Source organism: Citrobacter sp. W9 (assembly GCF_026719375.1).
In the GTDB taxonomy this organism is placed as follows: Bacteria; Pseudomonadota; Gammaproteobacteria; order Enterobacterales; family Enterobacteriaceae; genus Citrobacter; species Citrobacter werkmanii.
Map to the genome: position 1 here is coordinate 739214 of NZ_JAPPTE010000001.1, position 21976 is coordinate 761189.

Below are 21976 nucleotides of genomic sequence, written 5' to 3' on the forward strand. Positions count from 1 at the left end.
GCTAACCAAGGCCTGGCCAGACGATGACGATGAGTGTCCCCGCCAATGTCAGCAGAACGTTGGCAATGGCGTAAGTGCCAGCATAGCCTAATGCCGGGATGTTGCTGCGGGCCGTGTCGCTGATAATTTCCATTGCCGGAGCGCAGGTACGTGCGCCCATCATGGCGCCAAACAGCAGGGCGCGGTTCATGCGCAATACGTAAGCGCCAAACAAGAAACAAATAACAACCGGAACCAGGCTTACAATCAGACCGGCAATCAGCATTTGACCACCCACGACGCCAAGGCCATTGCCAATACCGCTACCCGCGCTTAAACCGACGCCTGCCATGAATACCATCAAACCAAACTCTTTCACCATGTTCAGCGCGCCCTGCGGGATATAGCCAAACGTAGGATGGTTGGCACGCAGGAAGCCCAGCATAATCCCGGCGAACAGTAATCCAGCCGCATTCCCGATGCCGAAGCTGAAATTGCTGAACTGGAAGGTGATCATCCCAATCATCAGACCAATGATAAAGAAGGCGCAGAAGGCCAACAGATCGGTCACTTGACTGTGAATGGAAATGAAGCCGATACGATCTGCGATCGTTTTAACGCGACGGGCATCACCGCTCACCTGCAACACGTCACCTTTATTGAGCACGACGTTGTCATCAATAGGCATTTCGATCTGGCTGCGGATTACGCGGTTGAGGAAACAGCCGTGGTCGGTCAGTTTCAACTGGGCCAGGCGACGGCCAACGGCATTGTGGTTTTTCACCACAATCTCTTCCGTGACGATACGCATATCGAGCAGATCGCGATCGAACACTTCTTTGCCGTTACGGAAACTGGGATCGAGGCGGGCATGCGCGTCTGGATAACCTACTAAGGCTATTTCGTCGCCCATTTGCAGCACTGCGTCACCGTCCGGGTTAGCCAGGATGCCGTTGCGGCGGATGCGTTCAATGTAACAGCCGGTCTGACGATAAATACCTAACTCGCGCAGGTTCTTACCATCAGCCCATGCTACCAGCTCCGGGCCCACGCGATAGGCGCGGATCACTGGCAGATAAACCTTACGGTTGGCGTCAGTGTCCAGACCTCGTTCACGCGCAATTTGTTGGGCGCTGGTTTGCAGGTCCTGATGCTGAAGTTTCGGCAGATAGCGCGCGCCGACAATCAGACTGACCAGTCCAATCAAATAGGTGAGGGCGTAACCCAGACTCAGGTTATCGAGGGCGGTGGAAAGCTGTGGGCCTGCCATTCCGGAATGGCGCAAGGTATCGCCTGCGCCGACCAGCACCGGCGTGGAGGTCATCGAACCGGCCAGCATACCCGCCGTCAGGCCGATGTCCCAGCCAAATAGCTTACCCAGCCCCAGGGCGATCAGCATTGCGCTACCGACCATCACCAGAGCAAGCATTAGATAATTTTTCCCATCGCGAAAAAAAATCGAAAAAAAGTTGGGGCCGGCTTCGACGCCGACACAAAAAATAAACAGCATAAAGCCGAGATTTAATGCATCGGTGTTAATACTAAAGTGCTGCTGACCTAATAATAGGGACACCACTAAAACGCCAATGGAATTACCGAGTTGGACTGAACCCAGGCGTAATTTACCCAGGCAGAGGCCCAGAGCCAGGACCACAAATAATAACAGGATGTAATTCCCATTTAACAAATCTGCGACGTTTATATTCACTGAGGCTAACTTCTTGTTTACTAGTAAGCTATTGAAAGAAATGGCAATTTACGCTAATGTTTTTGCCAGAAATTAAGGGGCGACAGCACCGCACACAGCCCCGATTAATGCAGCATAACAATATATGCGGATAGTTTAATCTCATTACGTATCAACGGCTATAAGAATCGTGTGGGTGTGTTTTTGGCATGGAATGCCGAGTTACTTTATCTGACTGGACGCCTGCGGGCGAAAAGAGTGTTCGATAGAGAATGTGTCAGGAGGAACGATTGAAACATAAGCAAAGTTGGGCGGGGGCGATCTGCTGCTTTGTGCTGTTTATTGTGGTGTGTCTTTCATTAACGCTAAACGTGAAAGGGGCATTCAGAGCGGCAGGGCATCCTGAGGTCGGGTTGTTGTTTTTTATCTTGCCTGGTGCTGCAGCAAGCTTTTTCTCCCACCGTCGGGAGGTGCTCAGACCTCTTCTGGGTGCAATGTTGGCGGCGCCATGCTGTCTGTTGCTAATGCGGTTCGTTTTTATGCCGACGCGTTCATTGTGGCAAGAACTGGCGTGGTTATTCAGTGCGGTGTTTTGGTGCGCGCTTGGCGCATTGTGTTTTTTGTTTATCAGTAGCTTGTTCAATCAGCATCAACGACGGAAAAAGAACTGATCACGCCCTCCCGCGGAGGGCGTAGAAACAGCTGTCAGGCGAACAGATTCATATTCTCTTTTGCCCACGCCTCAAAATCCGTGCAGCCGCCGATGTGTTTTTGATCAACAAAAATCTGCGGAACGGTTTCTACTGGCTTACCTACCGTCTTCTCCAGATCGGCTTTCGTAATACCTTCGGCATGAATATCAATGTAGCGGAAGTTAAAATCGTCATGCTCATTGCTTAATTTTTCTGCTAATTCTTTTGCGCGCACGCAATACGGGCACCCTGGACGACCAAAAATAACGGCAAACATCTCTCTCTCCTCGAACTTATCAGGCCGGATGGCGAATACTTATTATGATGCCGCGATTTGTGACGGATGGAAAGCAGGTTCGGCCTGTTGCTTTGATATCCTCAAGCTATAACTGTTAAACACGACGAGCCGGAACGTTTTATAATAAAAGCCATTTCGCCGGGAGACCGCTTATGCGCACCATTGGTGTATTACCGAAAAGCGTATTGATGCTGGAAATAATGGGGATGGTTTTGTTATCGCTGGCGCTGCTGTCGCTTAACGATTACCTGACCTTACCCGCGTCGCTTAACAGCCCGCTCGTCTGGGTTGTGATGATATTTCTGGGCGTACTGCTGATGCTCCCTGCCGCGGTGATGTTGATGTGGCGCATTGCTCAACTGCTGGCGCCGCAGCTCCTGTCGCGCGCTCCCGACGATTCTTCCCGTTCAGACAGAGAAAAAAGAGATGACGCCAACCATTGATTTAATCCGCAGCCACCGTTCCATTCGCCATTTCACCGAAGAAGCTATTTCTGATGCACAGCGAGAGGCGATTATTGCCGCCGCTCAGGGCACTTCAAGCTCCAGTTTTTTACAGTGCACAACGATTGTTCGGATAACCGATAAAACCCTGCGTGAATCGCTGGCTACCTTATCTGGCGGTCAAAAGCACGTGGCGCAGGCCGCTGAATTCTGGGTGTTTTGCGCTGACTTTAACCGTCATTTGCAGATTTGCCCTGACGCGCAGTTGGGGCTGGCAGAACAACTGCTGCTGGGCGTGGTTGATACGGCGATGATGGCGCAAAATGCGCTGACGGCGGCAGAATCGCTGGGACTTGGCGGTGTGTATATAGGTGGGTTGCGTAACAATATTGAGTCAGTCACGGAATTATTGAAATTGCCGCAGCATGTTCTGCCGCTGTTTGGTTTGTGCCTTGGCTGGCCTGCGGATAACCCGGATATCAAGCCGCGCCTGCCTGCGTCGCTGGTTGTGCACGAAAACCAGTATCAGCCGCTTGATACAGACGTTTTGTCGCAGTATGACGAACAGCTTGCGTAGTACTATCTGACCCGCGGCAGTAATACGCGTCGTGACACCTGGAGCGATCACATTCGTCGAACCATCATTAAAGAAAGTCGTCCCTTTATCCTGGAATATTTGCATAAACAGGGATGGGCCACGCGCTAAAGATTTCAACCCAGTGTATGATACGCCTGCTTTTACCAGGTCATTGAGAGGTGCAGGGTGAAAATTGCCATTTTGTCCCGGGACGGAACGCTCTATTCTTGTAAGCGTCTGCGTGAAGCGGCGATGCAGCGCGGTCACCTGGTTGAAATTATCGATCCGCTTTCTTGCTATATGAACATCAGCCCGGCGGCGTCATCTATTCATTACAAGGGCCGCCAGCTTCCTCATTTTGACGCGGTGATCCCACGGATTGGTTCAGCGATTACCTTTTATGGTACGGCGGCGCTGCGTCAGTTTGAAATGTTGGGTAGCTATCCGTTAAATGAATCAGTAGCGATTACGCGCGCGCGCGATAAGCTGCGTTCGCTGCAGTTGCTGGCGCGTCAGGGAATCGATTTACCCATTACCGGGATTGCTCACTCCCCGGACGATACCAGCGACATGATTGATATGGTCGGCGGCGCGCCGCTGGTGGTGAAACTGGTTGAAGGCACACAGGGGATTGGCGTGGTGCTGGCGGAAACACGGCAGGCCGCGGAAAGTGTCGTGGATGCGTTTCGTGGGCTGAATGCTCATATTCTGGTTCAGGAATATATCAAAGAAGCGCAAGGGCGGGATATTCGCTGTTTCGTGGTGGGAGACGAGGTGGTGGCCGCCATTGAACGCCGGGCGAAAGAGGGCGATTTTCGTTCTAATCTCCATCGCGGTGGGGTTGCTACGATTGCGAATATCACGCCGCGCGAAAGAAAAATTGCGCTCAAAGCCGCTCAGACTATGGGGCTGGATGTTGCAGGTGTGGATATTTTGCGGGCAGAACGTGGGCCGCTGGTCATGGAGGTTAACGCTTCTCCGGGACTGGAGGGGGTCGAGAAAACCACCGGGATAGACATTGCCGGCAAGATGATCCAGTGGATCGAGCGCCATGCTACGCCTGAATTTTGTCTTAAAATCGGCGGCTAAACACAATATCGATTGCGATCGTGGTATGACACGCTCTTTTTGCGTAAGCTGTGCCGGTATTTTTTTCATCAATAGAGGTCGCACATTATTATGACATCACTGGTCGTTCCCACTCTGGATACGTTGCGTCAATGGCTCGACGACCTGGGCATGAGTTTTTTTGAATGCGATACCTGTCAGGCGCTGCATTTACCTCATATGCAGAACTTTGACGGCATCTTTGATGCAAAAGTTGATTTGGTGGATAACGTCATCCTGTTTTCTGCAATGGCGGAAGTCAGACCTTCCGCACTGCTGCCACTGGCCGCCGATTTGTCCGCGATTAATGCCAGTTCGCTGACGGTAAAAGCATTTCTGGATATGCAGGATGATAATCTGCCAAAGCTGGTGGTTTGCCAGTCTTTATCCGTTACGCCGGGCGTAACGTTTGAACAGTTTGAGTGTTTTGTTCGCCAGAGCGAAGAGCAGATATCGATGGTGATCCTCGAAGCCGGGGCGCATCAGCTGTTATTTAACGCTGAAGACGATACGCAAAACAGCAATGCTGAAGTCCATTTCCTCCATTAATTCTCCCTGAATCTGGACACATTTTGCGCAGCCGCTACCAGAGCGGTTGCGTACTGCCTGTTTTTATTCTGCGTTTAACCTTTTATTAAAGAATTATTCACTTCCATTCTGCTCCTTCCGCTTTATGTCATAGACAATTCCTGCATAAAAAATTGATAAAAGACGTTTTTTAATCTGGGCTATATCCACAAAACCTGGCTAAAGTTATTCTTGCGAAGCATATAGACGTCAATTTTCTAACTGCCCCGTATGACCTGAGCTGTGACTACAATACGTGGTGAATGAGTGAGCGGATATCTGCGCGCGATAGCGGCATCGGGAGAGGACTCTCTTTTCATTGGTGCTGCATGAAAGAATATGCACGTTTCTTGCATATCATTAGAGTGTGACATTTTTGTTCGTTTGTTAACGAACTTTCAGAAGGAAAGAGATTATGACCGCCTTAAATAAAAAATGGTTATCAGGCCTGGTTGTGGGTGCTCTGATGTCCATCTCTGCCGGCACGCTCGCTGCTGAACAAAAAACGCTGCATATTTATAACTGGTCTGATTATATTGCTCCGGATACGGTGGCTAACTTTGAAAAAGAGACCGGAATTAAAGTTATCTATGACGTATTTGATTCCAATGAAGTACTGGAAGGTAAGCTCATGGCGGGTAGCACCGGTTTTGACCTGGTTGTTCCTTCCGCCAGTTTCCTCGAACGTCAACTGACCGCCGGCGTCTTCCAGCCGCTGGATAAGAGCAAACTACCGGGCTGGAAAAACCTCGATCCTGAGCTGCTGAAGCTGGTGGGTAAACACGATCCGGACAACAAGTTTGCGATGCCGTATATGTGGGCAACAACCGGCATTGGCTATAACGTGGACAAAGTGAAAGCGGTGCTGGGGCCAGATGCGCCGGTTGATAGCTGGGATCTGATCCTCAAACCGGAAAATCTGGAAAAACTCAAAAGTTGCGGTGTCTCTTTCCTTGATGCGCCTGAAGAGGTGTTTGCTACGGTACTGAACTATTTGGGTAAAGATCCAAACAGTACCAAAGCAGATGATTACACCGGACCGGCGACCGACCTGCTGTTGAAACTGCGTCCGAATATTCGCTACTTCCACTCTTCGCAATATATTAACGACCTGGCAAACGGAGATACCTGTGTAGCAATTGGTTGGGCGGGGGACGTATGGCAGGCGGCGAACCGTGCAAAAGAAGCGAAAAATGGCGTCAATATCTCTTTCTCAATTCCTAAAGAGGGGGCGATGGCGTTCTTTGACGTGTTCGCAATGCCAGCCGATGCTAAAAACAAAGAAGAAGCCTATCAGTTCCTCAACTACCTGCTGCGTCCTGATGTGATTGCGCATATTTCCGACCACGTGTTCTATGCCAATGCCAACAAAGAAGCGACGGCTCTGGTCAGTCAGGAAGTTCGTGATAACCCTGGTATCTACCCGCCTGCGGATGTGCGCGCCAAGCTGTTCACGCTGAAAGTACAGGATCCGAAGATCGACCGTGTCCGTACCCGAGCGTGGACGAAGGTAAAAAGCGGAAAATAACCTGATGTTTGGGACATGACCCGGCAGGATTTATGCCTGCCGGGCAGTGTTGATCCTAAACACACCTAACCCGGCAATACGCACCACCGTGGTGCGTTATTTGCACCGTTTCTTTGTTTTATGCCGGAGAGCACCTGAGTGAATGATGCAACCCCACGCCCACACGCGAAAATCCGCAAGGCGCTGACCCCGCTGCTTGAAATTCGCAACCTGACCAAGTCTTTCGACGGGCAACACGCCGTCGATGACGTCAATCTTACTATCTACAAAGGTGAAATATTTGCCCTGCTCGGCGCATCCGGCTGTGGCAAATCGACTCTGCTGCGCATGTTAGCGGGATTTGAACAGCCGACAACCGGGCAAATTATGCTTGATGGCGTCGATTTAGCGCACGTCCCGCCTTATCTGCGTCCGATCAATATGATGTTTCAATCCTATGCCCTGTTTCCGCACATGACGGTAGAGCAGAACATTGCCTTTGGCCTCAAGCAGGACAAGCTGCCAAAAGCTGAAATTGCCAGCCGGGTGAATGAGATGCTGGGCCTGGTGCACATGCAGGAATTTGCCAAACGCAAACCGCATCAGCTTTCCGGCGGTCAGCGTCAACGTGTGGCGCTGGCGCGTAGCCTGGCGAAACGGCCGAAGTTGCTGCTGCTGGATGAACCGATGGGGGCGCTGGACAAAAAGCTCCGTGACCGTATGCAACTGGAAGTGGTGGATATCCTTGAACGCGTCGGCGTGACCTGCGTGATGGTAACGCACGATCAGGAAGAAGCCATGACGATGGCAGGGCGCATTGCGATCATGAACCGCGGAAAATTTGTGCAGATCGGCGAACCGGAAGAGATCTACGAGCATCCGACTACGCGCTATAGCGCCGAGTTTATCGGTTCGGTTAACGTCTTTGAAGGACTACTGAAAGAACGCCAGGAAGATGGGCTGATTATTGAGTCTCCTGGACTGGTGCATCCGCTGAAAGTAGATGCAGATGCGTCTATTGTCGATAACGTCCCAGTGTATGTTGCGCTGCGTCCGGAAAAAATCATGCTCTGTGAGGCTCCTCCCCCAGACGGTTATAACTTCGCGGTAGGCGAAGTGGTGCACATTGCCTATCTGGGCGATTTGTCGGTGTATCACGTACGTTTGAAAAGCGGCCAGATGCTGAGCGCTCAGCTACAAAATGAACATCGTTATCGCAAGGGATTACCAACCTGGGGTGACGAGGTCCGTTTGTGCTGGGATGCAGACAGCTGTGTGGTGTTGACGGTTTAAGGAGCGAAGATGAGTACACTTGAACCTCCGGCGCGCGTGGATAAAGCAGGGCGATTCACGCTGCTTATGTCGCGGCTGCAAATGAACCACGGGCGCAAGCTGGTGATTGCGCTACCGTATGTGTGGCTGCTGCTCCTGTTTCTTCTGCCGTTTCTGATCGTCTTCAAAATCAGTTTGGCTGAAATGGCGCGGGCTATTCCACCGTATACCGACCTCGTTTCATGGGCTGACGATCAGCTATCCATCACGCTCAACTTAGCCAACTTCCTGCAACTAACGGACGATCCGCTCTATTTTGATGCCTACCTGCAATCTTTGCAGGTGGCGGGGATTTCGACGATCTGTTGTCTGCTGTTGGGCTATCCGCTGGCGTGGGCCGTCGCACACAGTAAACCCTCGACACGCAATATTCTGTTGTTGCTGGTGATCCTGCCGTCCTGGACGTCGTTTTTGATTCGCGTGTACGCCTGGATGGGGATCCTGAAAAATAACGGTGTACTGAATAACTTTCTGATGTGGCTGGGCGTTATCGATCAACCATTGACGATTCTGCACACCAATCTGGCAGTCTATATCGGGATTGTTTATGCCTATTTACCCTTTATGGTGCTGCCGATTTACACCGCGCTGACGCGTATTGATTATTCGCTGGTAGAGGCGGCGCTGGATTTGGGCGCCCGACCGTTGAAAACCTTCTTTAGCGTGATTGTGCCATTGACCAAAGGCGGGATTATCGCCGGGTCGATGTTGGTGTTTATCCCGGCTGTGGGGGAGTTTGTGATCCCTGAACTGCTGGGCGGCCCGGATAGCATCATGATTGGTCGCGTGCTGTGGCAGGAGTTCTTTAATAACCGCGACTGGCCGGTGGCATCTGCCGTTGCCATTATTATGCTGCTGTTACTGATTGTGCCAATCATGTGGTTCCACAAATATCAGCAAAAAAGCATGGGGGAACACGGATGAATAACTTACCGGTCGTGCGTTCGCCGTGGCGTATTTTTATCCTGGTGCTGGGCTTTACCTTCCTGTACGCGCCGATGCTGATGCTGGTTATCTATTCGTTTAACAGTTCGAAGCTGGTAACGGTCTGGGCGGGGTGGTCAACGCGTTGGTATGGTGAACTTTTCCACGATACCGCGATGATAAGCGCCGTTGGCATGAGCTTAACGATTGCCGCGGGTGCGGCGACGATGGCGGCAATCCTCGGCACTATAGCCGCCGTGGTAATGGTGCGTTTTGGCCGTTTTCGCGGATCGAATGGGTTTGCTTTTATGATTACCGCACCGCTGGTTATGCCGGATGTCATTACCGGTTTATCACTGCTGCTGCTGTTTGTGGCGCTGGCGCATGCCATCGGCTGGCCTGCGGATCGCGGTATGTTGACCATCTGGCTGGCGCACGTCACCTTCTGTACGGCGTACGTGGCGGTGGTGATTTCCTCACGGTTGCGCGAACTGGATCACTCCATTGAGGAAGCGGCGATGGATCTTGGCGCCACGCCGCTGAAGGTCTTTTTCGTTATCACGCTGCCGATGATTATGCCTGCGGTGATCTCCGGCTGGTTACTGGCCTTCACGTTGTCGCTTGATGATCTGGTTATCGCCAGCTTTGTCTCTGGTCCTGGCGCCACAACATTACCGATGCTGGTGTTCTCCAGCGTACGTATGGGGGTTAACCCGGAGATCAACGCGTTGGCGACGCTGATTCTTGGCGTGGTAGGAATCATCGGATTTATCGCGTGGTATCTGATGGCGCGAACAGAAAAACAACGGATTCGCGATATCCAACGTGCAAGACGCGGCTGAAAAAACTAAAATCTGCCAACCTGTCTATACGGCGCCGCTGTGGTGGCTGCGCCGTTTTCATGGAAGACGACGCGTTGGGATTTTTTAAGAAATCATCCACATCACATGCTCGCTTAAACGTCCCTGCGTTGGTGCAGGTGGCGGCGCTGGCTATTATCATGATCCGCTGTCTCGATCTGTTGATGATTTTTAATACGCTAGGGTTGCGCGGAACCAGCGAATTTATTCATCGCAGCGTGCAGACCTGGAATTTGACGCTGGTGTTTCTGGGCAGCCTGGCGCTGCTGTTTATTGAAATCTACTGCGCATTTTCGCTGGTGAAAGGACGTAACTGGGCGCGTTGGGTTTATCTGTTGACCCAGATTATCGCCAGCGTTTATCTGTGGGCGGCCTCGTTGGGTTATGGTTATCCGGAACTGTTCAGCATTGCGGGAGAGTCCAGACGTGAGATCCTGCGTACGCTGGTGATGCAAAAGTTGCCGGATATGCTGGTGTTGCTGCTACTGTTTGTTCCCGCGTCCAGTCGGCGGTTCTTCCGTTTGCAGTAAATGTGGTCGGTGTTGTTTGTAGGCCGGATAAGGCGTTTACGCCGCCATCCGGCACCGACGCCGCACAATTGCCTGATGGCGACCCTAACGCGTCTTATCAGGCCTACGAAAGCTCAGGCCTGATATGCATCCCGAATGATTTTACGTATATAATCTCCGCCCTCGATCACGTAAAGGTTTTTGTATGCAGTGCGCACTCTATGACGCCGGTCGCTGTCGTTCCTGTCAGTGGATTGAACAGCCGGTTTCCCACCAACTCACCGCCAAAATGGCCGATTTACGCCAACTGCTTGCTGAACATGCGGTGGCGGAGTGGCGCGCGCCGGTCAGCGGCCCGGAACGCGCTTTTCGCAACAAAGCCAAAATGGTGGTCAGCGGCAGCGTGGAAAAACCACTGCTTGGGATGCTGCATCGTGACGGTACGCCGGAGGATTTGTGTGATTGTCCGCTCTATCCTGCGTCTTTTTCGCCCGTATTTGCCGCGCTCAAACCGTTTATCGCCCGTGCGGGGTTAACGCCCTATAATGTGGTGCGTAAACGCGGGGAGCTTAAATATCTGCTGTTAACGGAAAGCCGGTTTGATGGCGGTATGATGCTGCGCTTTGTCCTGCGTTCAGACGCCAAACTGGCGCAGTTGCGTGCAGCGTTACCGTGGTTGCAGGAACGGTTGCCACAGTTAAAAGTGATCACTGTGAATATTCAACCGGTGCATATGGCGATTATGGAAGGGGAGACAGAAATCTTCCTCACCGAACAACAGGCGCTGGCGGAACGCTTTAATGATGTGCCGCTGTGGATACGTCCGCAGAGCTTTTTCCAGACCAACCCAGTGGTGGCGGGACATTTATATGCCACCGCACGCGACTGGGTGCGCCAGCTTCCGGTTAATCATATGTGGGATCTGTTTTGCGGCGTAGGAGGGTTTGGTCTGCATTGCGCCACGCCGCAGATGAAACTGACAGGTATTGAAATCGCGCCAGAGGCGATTACCTGTGCGAAACAGTCGGCGCAGGAGCTTGGGTTGCAAAATCTGCGTTTTCAGGCGCTGGATTCGACTCAGTTTGCTATCGCCCAGGGCGAAGTACCCGATCTGGTTTTGGTGAACCCACCGCGTCGCGGGATTGGCAAACCGCTGTGCGATTTTCTTTCCCGCATGGCGCCACGTTTTATTGTCTATTCAAGCTGCAATGCGCAAACTATGGCGAAGGATATTCACGAGTTGCCAGGGTATCGCATTGACCGCGTTCAGCTTTTCGACATGTTCCCACATACCGCGCATTACGAAGTGTTAACGCTGCTCAGTCGACACTAACCCCATGCCTGATGGCGCTTCGCTTATCAGGCCTACGAGGAGGGGCATGACTGTAGGCCGGATAAGGCGCTTGCGCCGCATCCGGCAAATACAATATACGAAAAAAAAGCCCGTACTTGCGTACGAGCTCTTCTTAAAATATGGCGGTGAGGGGGGGATTGACTCGCTTTGCTCGCCCTGCGGGCAGATTCCTCACAGGCTCGTCATCTGTCCAGCTGGCTGCGCCAGCAGTCGAACCCCGGTCGGGGCTTCTCATCCCCCCGCAGGCGTGCAATATGCGAAAAAAAAGCCCGTACTTGCGCACGAGCTCTTCTTAAAATATGGCGGTGAGGGGGGGATTCGAACCCCCGATACGTTGCCGTATACACACTTTCCAGGCGTGCTCCTTCAGCCACTCGGACACCTCACCATATTGTATTGCTGCCTGACCGCTTGGGGGGCAACGGGGCGCTACTATAGGGAGTTGCGCTAAAACGGTCAAGCAGAATTTACATGTTCACTGTTGTTTGGTTACGCAGTGTACATATTCCTCCGCCCGGACTGGCGCGGAGGATATAATTAACGCTGAGAGTCCAGTTTTTCGCCGTTGGTCACGACTTCCTGGGCTTTGCTGTAGCTTTCTATCAGCAACTGATACGCCGGGAAGACTTTGGTATACACTTCAGCCCATTCAGCGGCGTCTTCACGGTTCCATGTCCCCTGAATTTCAGAAGCGACGGCAGCGGTATCCATCGGCACGACGCCAGCCTGAACCACGCGTGCCAGGGTAATTTCCTGAGCCATTTTGCTGTAGGTGCCGGAGGCGTCGATTACCGCGAAGACCTTATAACCTTCAGCCACTGCGCTGATGGCCGGGAAAGCCATGCAGACGCTGGTGATCGTACCGGCGATAATCAGCGTCTTACGACCTGTTGCTTTTACCGCTTTAACGAAGTCTTCGTTATCCCAGGCGTTGATTTCGCCTTTACGCGCCACGTATTGGGCGTGGGGCGCATTGGCATGGATCTCAGGGATCAGCGGGCCATTAGGTCCCTGCGGTACAGACGCCGTGGTAATCACCGGCATTTTCGCCAGGGCGGCCATTTTAGCCAGCGCAGCAGCACGCGCACGCAGCTCTGGCATTGGCATATCGCCGACGGTCTGGAAAAGCCCGCTCTGATGGTCGATAAGCAGCATGACGGAATCATTCACATCGATGACCGGACGTGAACCATTAAAGTTTGCAGGACTGGACATATTCTTCTCCTTCGATTCAGATTTGGCCAAAACGGCCGGAGTTAAAATCGCGTACGGCTTCAGCGATTTCTTGTTTCGTGTTCATGACAAACGGGCCGTAACCTACAATTGGCTCGTTCAACGGTTCGCCAGACAGCAGCAGCACGATGGCATCGCTGGTGGCTTCAATGTGCAGCGTTTTCCCCTGCTGGCTTAGCACCACCAGTTGCGCTTCGCTGGCTGGCGTGGTGCCGTTTACGGTGATATTGCCTTTCAATACCACCAGTGCGGTGCTCCATCCTTCAGGCTGAGACAACGCGATCTGATGATTACGTTGCAGTCGCATATCCCAGACGTTCAGCGGTGAAAAGGTATGTGCAGGTCCTTTGGTTTCCTCGTAGCTACCCGCAATAACGCGAACGCTTCCTGCTTCATCAGGCAGAGCAACCGTTGGGATAACATCGCTGGTGATGCTCTGATAACCCGGCGTGGCCATTTTGTCTTTTGCCGGCAGGTTGACCCACAGCTGTACCATTTCCAGTTCGCCGCCCCGACGGGTAAATTCCGGTGAATGGAACTCTTCGTGCAAAATTCCTGCACCTGCGGTCATCCACTGCACGTCGCCGGGACCGATAATGCCGCCGCGACCGGTTGAATCACGATGTTCAACTTCACCGCTGTAAACGATGGTCACCGTTTCAAAACCACGGTGAGGGTGTTCGCCGACGCCGCGCTTTTCGTTACCCGGTGTGAACGTATGCGGACCGGCGTAATCCAGCAGCAGGAATGGACTTAACTGCTCTGCATGAGACTGGTAAGAGAACATTGAGCGAACCGGAAATCCATCGCCAACCCAGTGCGGGCGAGGTGCGGTGTAGACGCCTGTTACTTGTTTCATTTGTGTCTCCTCAGTGGCGTTATCTTGATGTGAATAAGCTTATATTCATGACAGCGAATTGAGTAGTCGCTAAAATGGTCTTCACTGTCTCATTAATAGGACAATAAAATGACAAAGCCAGATCTCAATGATTTTGCCTGGTTTGTACATGTCGTAGAGGAAGGTGGGTTCGCCGCGGCGGGGCGTGCGCTTGATGAACCGAAATCAAAACTGAGCCGACGTATTGCGCAACTTGAAGAGAGGTTGGGGGTTCGACTTATTCAGCGAACCACCCGGCAGTTTAACGTGACTGAAGTCGGACAAACCTTTTACGAGCACTGTAAGGCGATGCTGGTGGAAGCGCAGGCGGCGCAGGATGCCATTGCGGCTTTACAGGTTGAGCCGCGTGGCGTTGTGAAGCTGACTTGTCCGGTCACCTTGTTGCATGTGCATATTGGGCCAATGCTTGCCCGATTTATGGCGCGTTATCCCGATATATCCGTGCAGCTTGAGGCGACGAACCGTCGCGTTGATGTTATCGGTGAAGGTCTGGACGTGGCGATTCGCGTCAGACCTCGTCCATTTGAGGATAGCGACCTGGTGATGCGGGTACTTGCAGACAGGGGACACCGGTTATATGCCAGCCCGCGATTAATTGAACAAATGGGCGCGGTTAACTCCCCGGCGGAATTGACCCGTTGGCCGGGCCTGAGTCTGGCATCGGGTAAACATGTGCATCGCTGGGAGTTATTCGGCCCACAGGGCGCACGGGCGGAGGTGCATTTCACGCCGCGAATGATCACCACTGATATGCTGGCGTTACGTGAAGCCGCGATTGCCGGCGTGGGGGTTGTACAACTTCCGCAACTGATGGTGAAAGAGCAATTAGCGGCGGGTGAACTGGTGGCATTGCTCGACGGTTGGGAGCCCAAGCGGGAAATTATTCACGCAGTCTTTCCGTCTCGTCGGGGATTACTGCCCTCGGTACGCGCCCTGGTGGATTTCTTAACAGAAGAATATGCGCGGATGATTGAGGATTAAATACATATCCTCAGCCAATAAAAAAGGCCGGTTAAACCGACCTTTTATTATCTGGACGCCATCATGGTGGCGTGAAAACAATCAGCGACTACGGAAGACAATGCGGCCTTTGCTCAGGTCGTACGGGGTCAGCTCAACAGTCACTTTGTCGCCCGTCAGGATGCGGATATAGTTTTTGCGCATTTTACCGGAGATGTGTGCAGTAACCACGTGACCGTTTTCTAACTCTACGCGGAACATGGTATTAGGTAACGTATCGAGAACGGTACCCTGCATTTCAATATTGTCTTCTTTGGCCATCTAATCCTCTGGGGTATCACTACCGTAATTTGAACCGGCAAGATAATGCCGAAGTTCTTTTAATAAGTAAAGATTTGTGCGTTTAAAACACAGCAAATCGGGTTTGGCGCATTACTCTGACCACCCACGGCAAAGCTGCACGTAAAGCGCAACGTATAAGGGAACGAGGAGATAAACGATAGGCGTTGCCTGGCGCGAACTGTTCCTTAACGGCGGCGGGGTAATGGGCTAAACCAACTCTGCGGCACAATTATAACACCCCGACAAAAAATGTGCCGAAAACATTCACCCCTGAGGCGAAAATAACGTCCTTGGTATCCAGAAATGGCTCGGTAGCCGCTGCTGACGCAGTCTGCTCAGCTGCTCAAGGTACTCCCGTCGCGGGGTTTCGATGGCGCCCAGGGATGCTGTGTGGCTATTTAACACCTGGCAGTCGATTAATTTTCCGCCCTGACGGATAAATTCCGCGCAAAAAACAAGTAGTGCGGTCTTGGACGCATTTTCCTGACGACTGAACATTGATTCGCCACAAAACAGCGTACCTTGCGCTACGCCATACATGCCGCCGACTAATTCATTTTGTCGCCATACTTCAATTGAGTGCGCATGTCCCAGTTCGTGCAGCCGATGGTAAGCGTCCACCACATCGTGTGTGATCCAGGTGCCTTCTTCCCGATCGTTCGCACAGCCTTCAATCACCTGACCGAACGCGTAGTTGAGCGTCACACGATAAGGCGAATTTTTATGAAAGCGTTTCATGCTGCGACTGAGGTGAAAGTTCTCAGGCCAAAGAATGGCGCGCGGATCGGGTGACCACCAGAGAATAGGGTCACCGGGAGAAAACCACGGGAAAATACCGCGCTGGTAGGCCATCAACAGGCGGGCAGGGCTAAGATCGCCTCCCAGCGCCAGTAAACCGTTAGGCTCGCGTAAAGCGCCTTCCGGTGATGGGAAGGCTATAGAATGGCGGGACAGTTGCACCAGGCGCATGACAGTGAAACTCCACTACGCGAGTTTGATCGTTCAATAATAGCTTACAGACGTTGCTTAAACTGGTAATAACGCCCCTGCCTGGCTAACAGATCTGCGTGATTACCTTGCTCAATAATTTGTCCGTTGTCCATCACTATTATTTGATCAAAACGCGACAATCCGCGCAGACGATGTGTGACCATCAGCACGGTTTTATCCCGCATCACATCGCCAATTAATTCAAGCATTTGGCTTTCTGTTGTGGCATCAAGCCCTTCGGTAGGCTCATCCAGCAGCATCAGCGGGGCATCATGCAGCAAGGCGCGGGCGATAGCCAGACGGCGGAGCTCGCCGCCGGAAAGCTGACGACCGCCTTCGCCCAACCAGGCGTTGAGCCCATCGTCTTCAAGCAGTTTTTCCAGACCGACGCGGCGCAGGATCGCGGATAATGCTTCATCGCCGGCGTGCGGAGCTGCCAGCAGCAGGTTATCGCGAAGCGTAGCGCTAAACAGATGTACGCGCTGTGGCACGACGCTGATGATGTGGCGCAACGTGGCTTCATTCAGGGCTGAAAGCGGTCGATCGTTAATCAGGATTTCGCCACTTTGCGGATCCCATGCGCGGGTCAGCAATTGCAGCAACGTTGACTTTCCGCAGCCGGTGCGACCTAAAATAGCGATGTGCTCACCGGGTTTTGCCAGTAAAGAAAGGGTGTCGAGTGCTTTTTGCGTCTGCCCCGGATAGCTGAATGAGACCTCACGCAGGGTAAGAGTGAGCTGCTCAGAAACCGGAGATTCGGTATCCGGGAAGGTGACTTCTGGCTGCTGTTCGGTCAGTTCGGTGATGCGTAATGCAGAGGCGATAACCTGGCCGAGATGCTGAAACGCGCCGGTGACAGGCGCTAATGCCTCAAACGCAGCCAGCGCACAGAAGACAAACAGCGCGATTAGCGCGCCTGGCTGGGTATTTCCGCCCACGTCGCCTGAGGCCATCCATAACATCATAATCACCGCCAGCGCGCCGATTAACAGCATGATCGCCTGCGACAGTGCCGTTAATTCGGACTGACGTCGCTGCGCTTCATGCCACTGCAATTCGGTGGCTTCCATTTGAGCGCGGTAGCGTTCACTGGCGCCGAAGATAGTTAGTTCAGCCTGGCCCTGCAGCCAGGAGGTTACTTGCTGACGATATTGCCCACGCAAATGCGTCAGGTTTTGCCCGGTACTTTTACCGGCCTGATAAAAGAGTGGGGGCAAAATGAATAAGGTCAGCAGCATAATGCCGCCGAGGGTGACAGCCAGCGTGAAATCGAGAACGCTCAGTCCCAGCGTGACCACCATGATAACGACAAACGCCCCCACCAGCGGAGACAGAACGCGTAAATAAAGATGATCGAGCGTGTCGACATCAGCGACGACGCGGTTAAGTAATTCACCTTGTCTATAGCGGGACAGGCCAGCAGGGGAGAGCGGTAGCAGCTTGCTGAAGGTATAAATACGCAGGTGTTGCAGCACTCGGAACGTGGCGTCGTGACTGACCAGGCGCTCGAAATAACGGCCTGCGGTTCGGGTGATTGCCGCACCACGTACGCCCGCGGCGGGGAGCATATAGTTAAAACTGTAAATTCCAGTGACGCCCACCACCGCAGAAGCAGACAGGAACCAACCTGAGAGCGTCAGCAAGCCAATACTGGCCAGCAGCGTAACGATCGCCAGAACGATGCCCAGCGTTAACATCCATTTGTGACGTTTATACAGCGTCAGATAGGGTAGCAAAGCGCGCATTTAGATATCCTCCTGACGATGAGCCAGTAGTGTTGCAAAAGCACCGTCGGCTGCGCTAAGTTCAGCCCAGCTACCTTGTTCAACGATCTGACCATCCTGCATGACCCAGATAGCGTCCCAGTCGGCAAGATCTTCAAGCTGGTGCGTCACCATCAGCGTGGTCTGGCGGCGCGATGCTGCGTTCAATGCCTGCATCACGCGTTGTTCACTGTGGGCATCAAGGCTGGCTGCGGGTTCGTCCAGCAGAAGCAACTGACACGGATTAAGTAACGCGCGCGCCACGGCCACGCGCTGCGCTTGACCAACAGAAAGTCGGGCCGCCTGATCGCCGACTGGCGTATCTACGCCCTGCGGCAGCAGCGGTAAAAACTCGCTCACCCAGGCGCTGTCGAGTGCGGCCTGAAGCTGTTCTTCACTGGCATCGGGCCGTGCCAGCAGTACGTTTTCGCGTAACGTGGCGGCAGGAAGCTGCGGGTTTTGCCCAACCCACGATAGCTGTTTGCGCCAGGAATCAGGCGACAGGTCGCGTAGTTCAAAACCGTTAATCCGCAGCGACCCTTGATAAGAAAGAAAGCCGGACAGAACATTCAGCAGCGAACTTTTTCCCGAGCCGCTACGTCCTACCACTACCGCACGTTGACCTGCTGCCAGGGTAAAGTTGAGCGGTCCCGCAAGCACTTTGCCTTCCGGCGAGGTGATGACCAGACCAGCAGCCTCAATTGAAACGGCATCTTTCGTCGCCAGCTCAATCTCACCACGCTCAGGGTGCGCCAGCGGGGTTTCCATAAAGGTTTTCAGACTGTCTGCTGCTCCAACGGCTTGCGCTTTGGCGTGATAAAACGTCCCGAGATCGCGCAGGGGTTGGAAAAACTCTGGTGCCAGAATGAGCGCCAGGAAACCGGACGCCAACGTGACGCCCATACCGTAGTGGCCGAAGTCGAGCTCGCCGAGGTAGGAAAAACCGAAGTAAACCGCGACCAGAGCGATAGACAACGACGTAAAGAACTCGAGGACCCCGGATGACAGGAATGCCAGGCGCAGGACTTCCATCGTGCGCTGGCGGAAATCCTGTGATGCTGCGCGAATACTTTCTGTTTCGGCTTCACCGCGGCCAAATATTCTCAGCGTTTCCATACCCCGGAGGCGATCGAGAAAATGACCGCTTAGTCGGGCAAGCGCCTGAAAGTTGCGGCGGTTAGCGTCGGCTGCGCCCATACCGACCATCGCCATAAACAGAGGGATTAGCGGGGCGGTTCCGAGCAGAACAAGAGCGGCTACCCAGTTTGACGGAAAAACGGCCGCCACAATCAACAGGGGAACGCATACGGCCAGCGCCATTTGCGGCAGATAACGCGCATAGTAGTCATGCATATCGTCAATCTGCTCGAGGATCAGGGTCGCCCAGCTCCCGGCTGGTTTACCCTGTATCCAGGCCGGACCCGCCTGTTGCAGGCGATCGAGAACCTGGCGACGAATCTCAAAGCGAATATGTTGCCCGGCGTGAAACCCGACGCGTTCGCGCAACCAGACGACCCATGCGCGCAGGATGAAAACCAAAATCAGCACGATGAAAGGGAGCAGAAGCGCTTCCCGGGGGATATTGCCCATGATCATATGGTCCAGAATTCGGGCCATGAGCCAGGCCTGAGCGACAATTAACAGGCCGCTCACGAATCCCAGCAGGCGTGAAATGTTCAGCCATCGTTGGGATATTACACTTTGCTGTTTTAACCAGCGGGTCAGCTCTTTTTGACGGGTTTTATTCATTGCACGCTTAGCAGGTGAGTTATTGGAATTTTTGGGCAGGACAATGTTACAACGAGGCAAAAATAAAGGCGACTTATAGTCGCCTTTTTTACTTTTGTTACTGATTTGTAAAACTTATTTGCAAGCGTCTGCCAGACCGTCGAGATAACGTTCTGCGTCAAGCGCAGCCATACAACCCGTGCCAGCAGAAGTGATCGCCTGGCGATAAATATGGTCCATCACGTCACCCGCTGCGAAGACGCCTGGAATGCTGGTTTGCGTCGCATTGCCGTGAATACCGGACTGAACTTTGATGTAGCCGTTTTCCAGTTCGAGCTGACCGTCGAAAATGGCGGTATTCGGGCTGTGACCGATGGCGACAAACAATCCCGCAACGTCAAGTGATTCAACGTTGTCAGTATTTTGCGTATCGCGCAGACGCAGTCCGGTTACGCCCATTTGATCGCCAGTCACTTCTTCCAGCGTACGGTGCGTATGCAGCACGATGTTGCCGTTTTCCACTTTATCCATCAACCGCTTGATAAGAATTTTCTCAGCACGGAAGCTGTCGCGACGGTGAATCAAATGTACTTCAGACGCGATATTCGCGAGATACAACGCTTCTTCTACAGCGGTATTGCCACCGCCGATCACCGCAACTTTTTGGTTACGGTAGAAGAAACCGTCGCAGGTGGCGCAAGCGGAAACGCCGCGGCCTTTAAATGCTTCCTCTGAAGGCAAGCCCAGGTAGCGTGCGGACGCGCCAGTGGCGATGATCAATGCGTCACAGGTGTATTCACCGCTGTCGCCGGTCAGACGGAAAGGGCGGTTTTGCAGATCAACTTTGCTGATGTGATCAAAAATGATTTCTGTCTCAAATTTGGTCGCATGTTCGTGCATACGTTCCATCAGCAATGGGCCAGTAAGATCGTGCGGATCGCCAGGCCAGTTTTCCACTTCTGTTGTTGTGGTCAACTGACCACCTTTTTCCATACCGGTAATCAGTACCGGTTGCAGGTTAGCGCGTGCAGCGTAGACCGCAGCGGTATATCCCGCAGGGCCTGAGCCCAGAATAAGAAGTTTACTGTGTTTGGTTGCGCCCATGAGATCCCCATAGTTGTTGGCAGGCAATGAGCAGGATTGTAGGGAATTTACAGGCGTAAAAAAAGAGTATGGCGATTTTGTTAACAATATGTGTAATAGCGGAAACCGATGAACGACAGATTGAGTCGTAATACTATAACGATTTCTACTTAAAATCGGTCAGTTATAAGGTGATAAAATGACGAATTTCCATCACTGCGACTGAATAACTGGCATGTTGTACTAAAAATCGATGTTTTGCTTTGACAATCCCCTGCTGTTTTGCGAAAACATTCAAGGAAGAAAAAAACTGTGTCATGTATGTGCTGCATAATCATGCATGTAGATACCATGTTTACCGTGTTAGCGAAATCTACGCATGGTGTGGACAGATGCCATTCGTGATGTCGATAGCCGCCGACAGGCAACGGTCTTCTCACCATAAACCCAGACATTGCAAGCCGTAAATCCCTCTGGGCTGCGGTTTATTTTGATGGGGAGCGACTCTGAACAGTGATGTTAGTAGAGTCAGGCAGGAGTAGGGAAGGAATACAGAGAGACAATAATAATGGTAGATAGTAAGAAGCGCCCTGGCAAAGATCTCGACCGTATTGATCGTAACATTCTTAATGAGCTGCAAAAGGATGGGCGTATTTCTAACGTCGAGCTTTCTAAACGTGTGGGACTTTCACCGACGCCCTGCCTTGAGCGTGTGCGTCGGTTGGAAAGGCAGGGTTTCATTCAGGGCTATACAGCGCTGTTAAACCCACATTATCTGGATGCATCACTTCTGGTTTTTGTTGAGATAACTCTGAATCGTGGCGCCCCGGATGTGTTTGAACAATTTAACTCTGCAGTACAAAAACTTGAAGAAATTCAAGAGTGTCATTTAGTTTCCGGTGATTTCGACTATTTGCTGAAAACACGCGTACCGGATATGTCAGCATACCGTAAGCTGCTGGGGGAAACCCTGCTGCGTCTGCCTGGCGTAAATGACACACGTACTTATGTAGTAATGGAAGAAGTCAAACAGAGCAATCGTCTGGTAATTAAGACGCGCTAACACGGAACAGGTGCAAAATCGACGCAGTTTGATTACACTCCTGTTAATCCATACAGCAACAGTGCCGGGGCAACCCGGTG

Annotated in this window: 20 protein-coding genes, 1 tRNA gene, 1 other RNA gene and 2 pseudogenes; 13 read left to right on the plus strand and 11 right to left on the minus strand. The window is 52.5% G+C overall.

What is annotated here, in order from left to right:
- Position 1: 1 nt before the first annotated feature.
- Positions 2-1687, minus strand: coding sequence for an aspartate:alanine antiporter (locus OOJ59_RS03450; RefSeq protein ID WP_160955550.1), 1686 nt, complete (start codon positions 1685-1687; stop codon positions 2-4).
- 269 nt (positions 1688-1956) lie between these two features.
- Here OOJ59_RS03450 and OOJ59_RS03455 point away from each other — a divergent pair, with 269 nt between their 5' ends.
- On the plus strand, positions 1957-2337 hold the full coding sequence (locus OOJ59_RS03455) for an inner membrane protein YbjM (RefSeq protein ID WP_061388467.1): 381 nt from the start codon (positions 1957-1959) through the stop codon (positions 2335-2337).
- Between the two features lie 34 nt (positions 2338-2371).
- Here OOJ59_RS03455 and OOJ59_RS03460 read toward each other — a convergent pair whose 3' ends face one another.
- Entirely contained in the window at positions 2372-2635 is a 264-nt protein-coding gene (locus tag OOJ59_RS03460) for a GrxA family glutaredoxin (RefSeq protein ID WP_016152408.1), read from the minus strand.
- A gap of 173 nt (positions 2636-2808) precedes the next feature.
- Between OOJ59_RS03460 and OOJ59_RS03465 the strand changes: the two genes are divergently transcribed.
- The 10 genes and pseudogenes from OOJ59_RS03465 to rlmC all read left to right on the plus strand — a co-directional run.
- Complete coding sequence (locus OOJ59_RS03465) at positions 2809-3099, plus strand: DUF1418 family protein (RefSeq protein WP_160955551.1); 291 nt, start codon at positions 2809-2811, stop codon at positions 3097-3099.
- A pseudogene (gene nfsA, locus OOJ59_RS03470) lies at positions 3083-3805 on the plus strand (nitroreductase NfsA). The gene OOJ59_RS03465 and the pseudogene nfsA overlap by 17 nt, the downstream one beginning before the upstream one ends.
- Before the next feature lie 57 nt (positions 3806-3862).
- A complete protein-coding gene (gene rimK, locus OOJ59_RS03475; protein WP_038639233.1) occupies positions 3863-4765 on the plus strand; it encodes a 30S ribosomal protein S6--L-glutamate ligase in 903 nt (300 codons plus the stop codon).
- A 90-nt stretch (positions 4766-4855) separates the two neighbouring features.
- Positions 4856-5332: a YbjN domain-containing protein gene (locus tag OOJ59_RS03480; RefSeq protein ID WP_038639236.1), complete on the plus strand. Its 477-nt coding sequence runs from the start codon at positions 4856-4858 to the stop codon at positions 5330-5332.
- A gap of 433 nt (positions 5333-5765) precedes the next feature.
- On the plus strand, positions 5766-6878 hold the full coding sequence (gene potF / locus OOJ59_RS03485) for a spermidine/putrescine ABC transporter substrate-binding protein PotF (RefSeq protein ID WP_038639239.1): 1113 nt from the start codon (positions 5766-5768) through the stop codon (positions 6876-6878).
- A 138-nt stretch (positions 6879-7016) separates the two neighbouring features.
- Positions 7017-8150 (plus strand): putrescine ABC transporter ATP-binding subunit PotG, encoded by a 1134-nt coding sequence (gene potG, locus OOJ59_RS03490; protein ID WP_069323238.1) that lies wholly within the window; start codon positions 7017-7019, stop codon positions 8148-8150.
- A gap of 9 nt (positions 8151-8159) precedes the next feature.
- Complete coding sequence (gene potH, locus OOJ59_RS03495; protein WP_069323239.1) at positions 8160-9113, plus strand: putrescine ABC transporter permease PotH; 954 nt, start codon at positions 8160-8162, stop codon at positions 9111-9113.
- On the plus strand, positions 9110-9955 hold the full coding sequence (gene potI, locus OOJ59_RS03500; RefSeq protein ID WP_038639247.1) for a putrescine ABC transporter permease PotI: 846 nt from the start codon (positions 9110-9112) through the stop codon (positions 9953-9955). The genes potH and potI overlap by 4 nt, the downstream gene beginning before the upstream one ends.
- A 59-nt stretch (positions 9956-10014) precedes the next feature.
- A complete protein-coding gene (locus tag OOJ59_RS03505) occupies positions 10015-10503 on the plus strand; it encodes a YbjO family protein (RefSeq protein WP_038639250.1) in 489 nt (162 codons plus the stop codon).
- Positions 10504-10669: 166 nt separating this feature from the next.
- A pseudogene (gene rlmC, locus OOJ59_RS03510) lies at positions 10670-11815 on the plus strand (23S rRNA (uracil(747)-C(5))-methyltransferase RlmC); the annotation flags it as partial.
- A gap of 141 nt (positions 11816-11956) precedes the next feature.
- On the opposite strand, the gene OOJ59_RS03515 reads toward rlmC, so the two are convergent.
- From OOJ59_RS03515 to OOJ59_RS03530, 4 genes are all read right to left on the minus strand, one after another.
- Positions 11957-12092, minus strand: a non-coding RNA gene (locus OOJ59_RS03515) — RtT sRNA.
- A 44-nt stretch (positions 12093-12136) separates the two neighbouring features.
- Positions 12137-12224, minus strand: a tRNA-Ser gene (locus OOJ59_RS03520).
- Between the two features lie 149 nt (positions 12225-12373).
- A complete protein-coding gene (locus OOJ59_RS03525) occupies positions 12374-13051 on the minus strand; it encodes an isochorismatase family protein (protein WP_160956337.1) in 678 nt (225 codons plus the stop codon).
- Between the two features lie 16 nt (positions 13052-13067).
- Positions 13068-13928: a pirin family protein gene (locus OOJ59_RS03530; RefSeq protein WP_160956336.1), complete on the minus strand. Its 861-nt coding sequence runs from the start codon at positions 13926-13928 to the stop codon at positions 13068-13070.
- Positions 13929-14036: 108 nt separating this feature from the next.
- Between OOJ59_RS03530 and OOJ59_RS03535 the strand changes: the two genes are divergently transcribed.
- Entirely contained in the window at positions 14037-14948 is a 912-nt protein-coding gene (locus OOJ59_RS03535) for a LysR family transcriptional regulator (protein WP_160956335.1), read from the plus strand.
- 81 nt (positions 14949-15029) lie between these two features.
- On the opposite strand, the gene infA is transcribed toward OOJ59_RS03535, so the two are convergent.
- The 5 genes from infA to trxB all read right to left on the minus strand — a co-directional run bounded on the left by infA (position 15030) and on the right by trxB (position 20854).
- Positions 15030-15248 (minus strand): translation initiation factor IF-1, encoded by a 219-nt coding sequence (gene infA, locus OOJ59_RS03540; protein WP_002211347.1) that lies wholly within the window; start codon positions 15246-15248, stop codon positions 15030-15032.
- 285 nt (positions 15249-15533) lie between these two features.
- Entirely contained in the window at positions 15534-16238 is a 705-nt protein-coding gene (gene aat, locus OOJ59_RS03550) for a leucyl/phenylalanyl-tRNA--protein transferase (protein ID WP_038639268.1), read from the minus strand.
- Between the two features lie 44 nt (positions 16239-16282).
- Positions 16283-18004: a heme ABC transporter ATP-binding protein/permease CydC gene (gene cydC / locus OOJ59_RS03555; RefSeq protein WP_159121945.1), complete on the minus strand. Its 1722-nt coding sequence runs from the start codon at positions 18002-18004 to the stop codon at positions 16283-16285.
- Positions 18005-19771 carry a heme ABC transporter permease/ATP-binding protein CydD gene (cydD, locus tag OOJ59_RS03560; RefSeq protein WP_160956334.1) on the minus strand — a complete coding sequence of 589 codons (1767 nt, stop codon included), beginning with the start codon at positions 19769-19771 and terminating at the stop codon, positions 18005-18007. It lies immediately after the preceding gene.
- 114 nt (positions 19772-19885) lie between these two features.
- The gene (gene trxB, locus OOJ59_RS03565) at positions 19886-20854 is read right to left on the minus strand and encodes a thioredoxin-disulfide reductase (RefSeq protein WP_003831889.1); all 969 of its coding nucleotides are present in this window, start codon (positions 20852-20854) and stop codon (positions 19886-19888) included.
- A 547-nt stretch (positions 20855-21401) separates the two neighbouring features.
- Here trxB and lrp point away from each other — a divergent pair.
- Complete coding sequence (gene lrp / locus OOJ59_RS03570) at positions 21402-21896, plus strand: leucine-responsive transcriptional regulator Lrp (RefSeq protein WP_002439523.1); 495 nt, start codon at positions 21402-21404, stop codon at positions 21894-21896.
- Positions 21897-21976 lie beyond the last annotated feature (80 nt).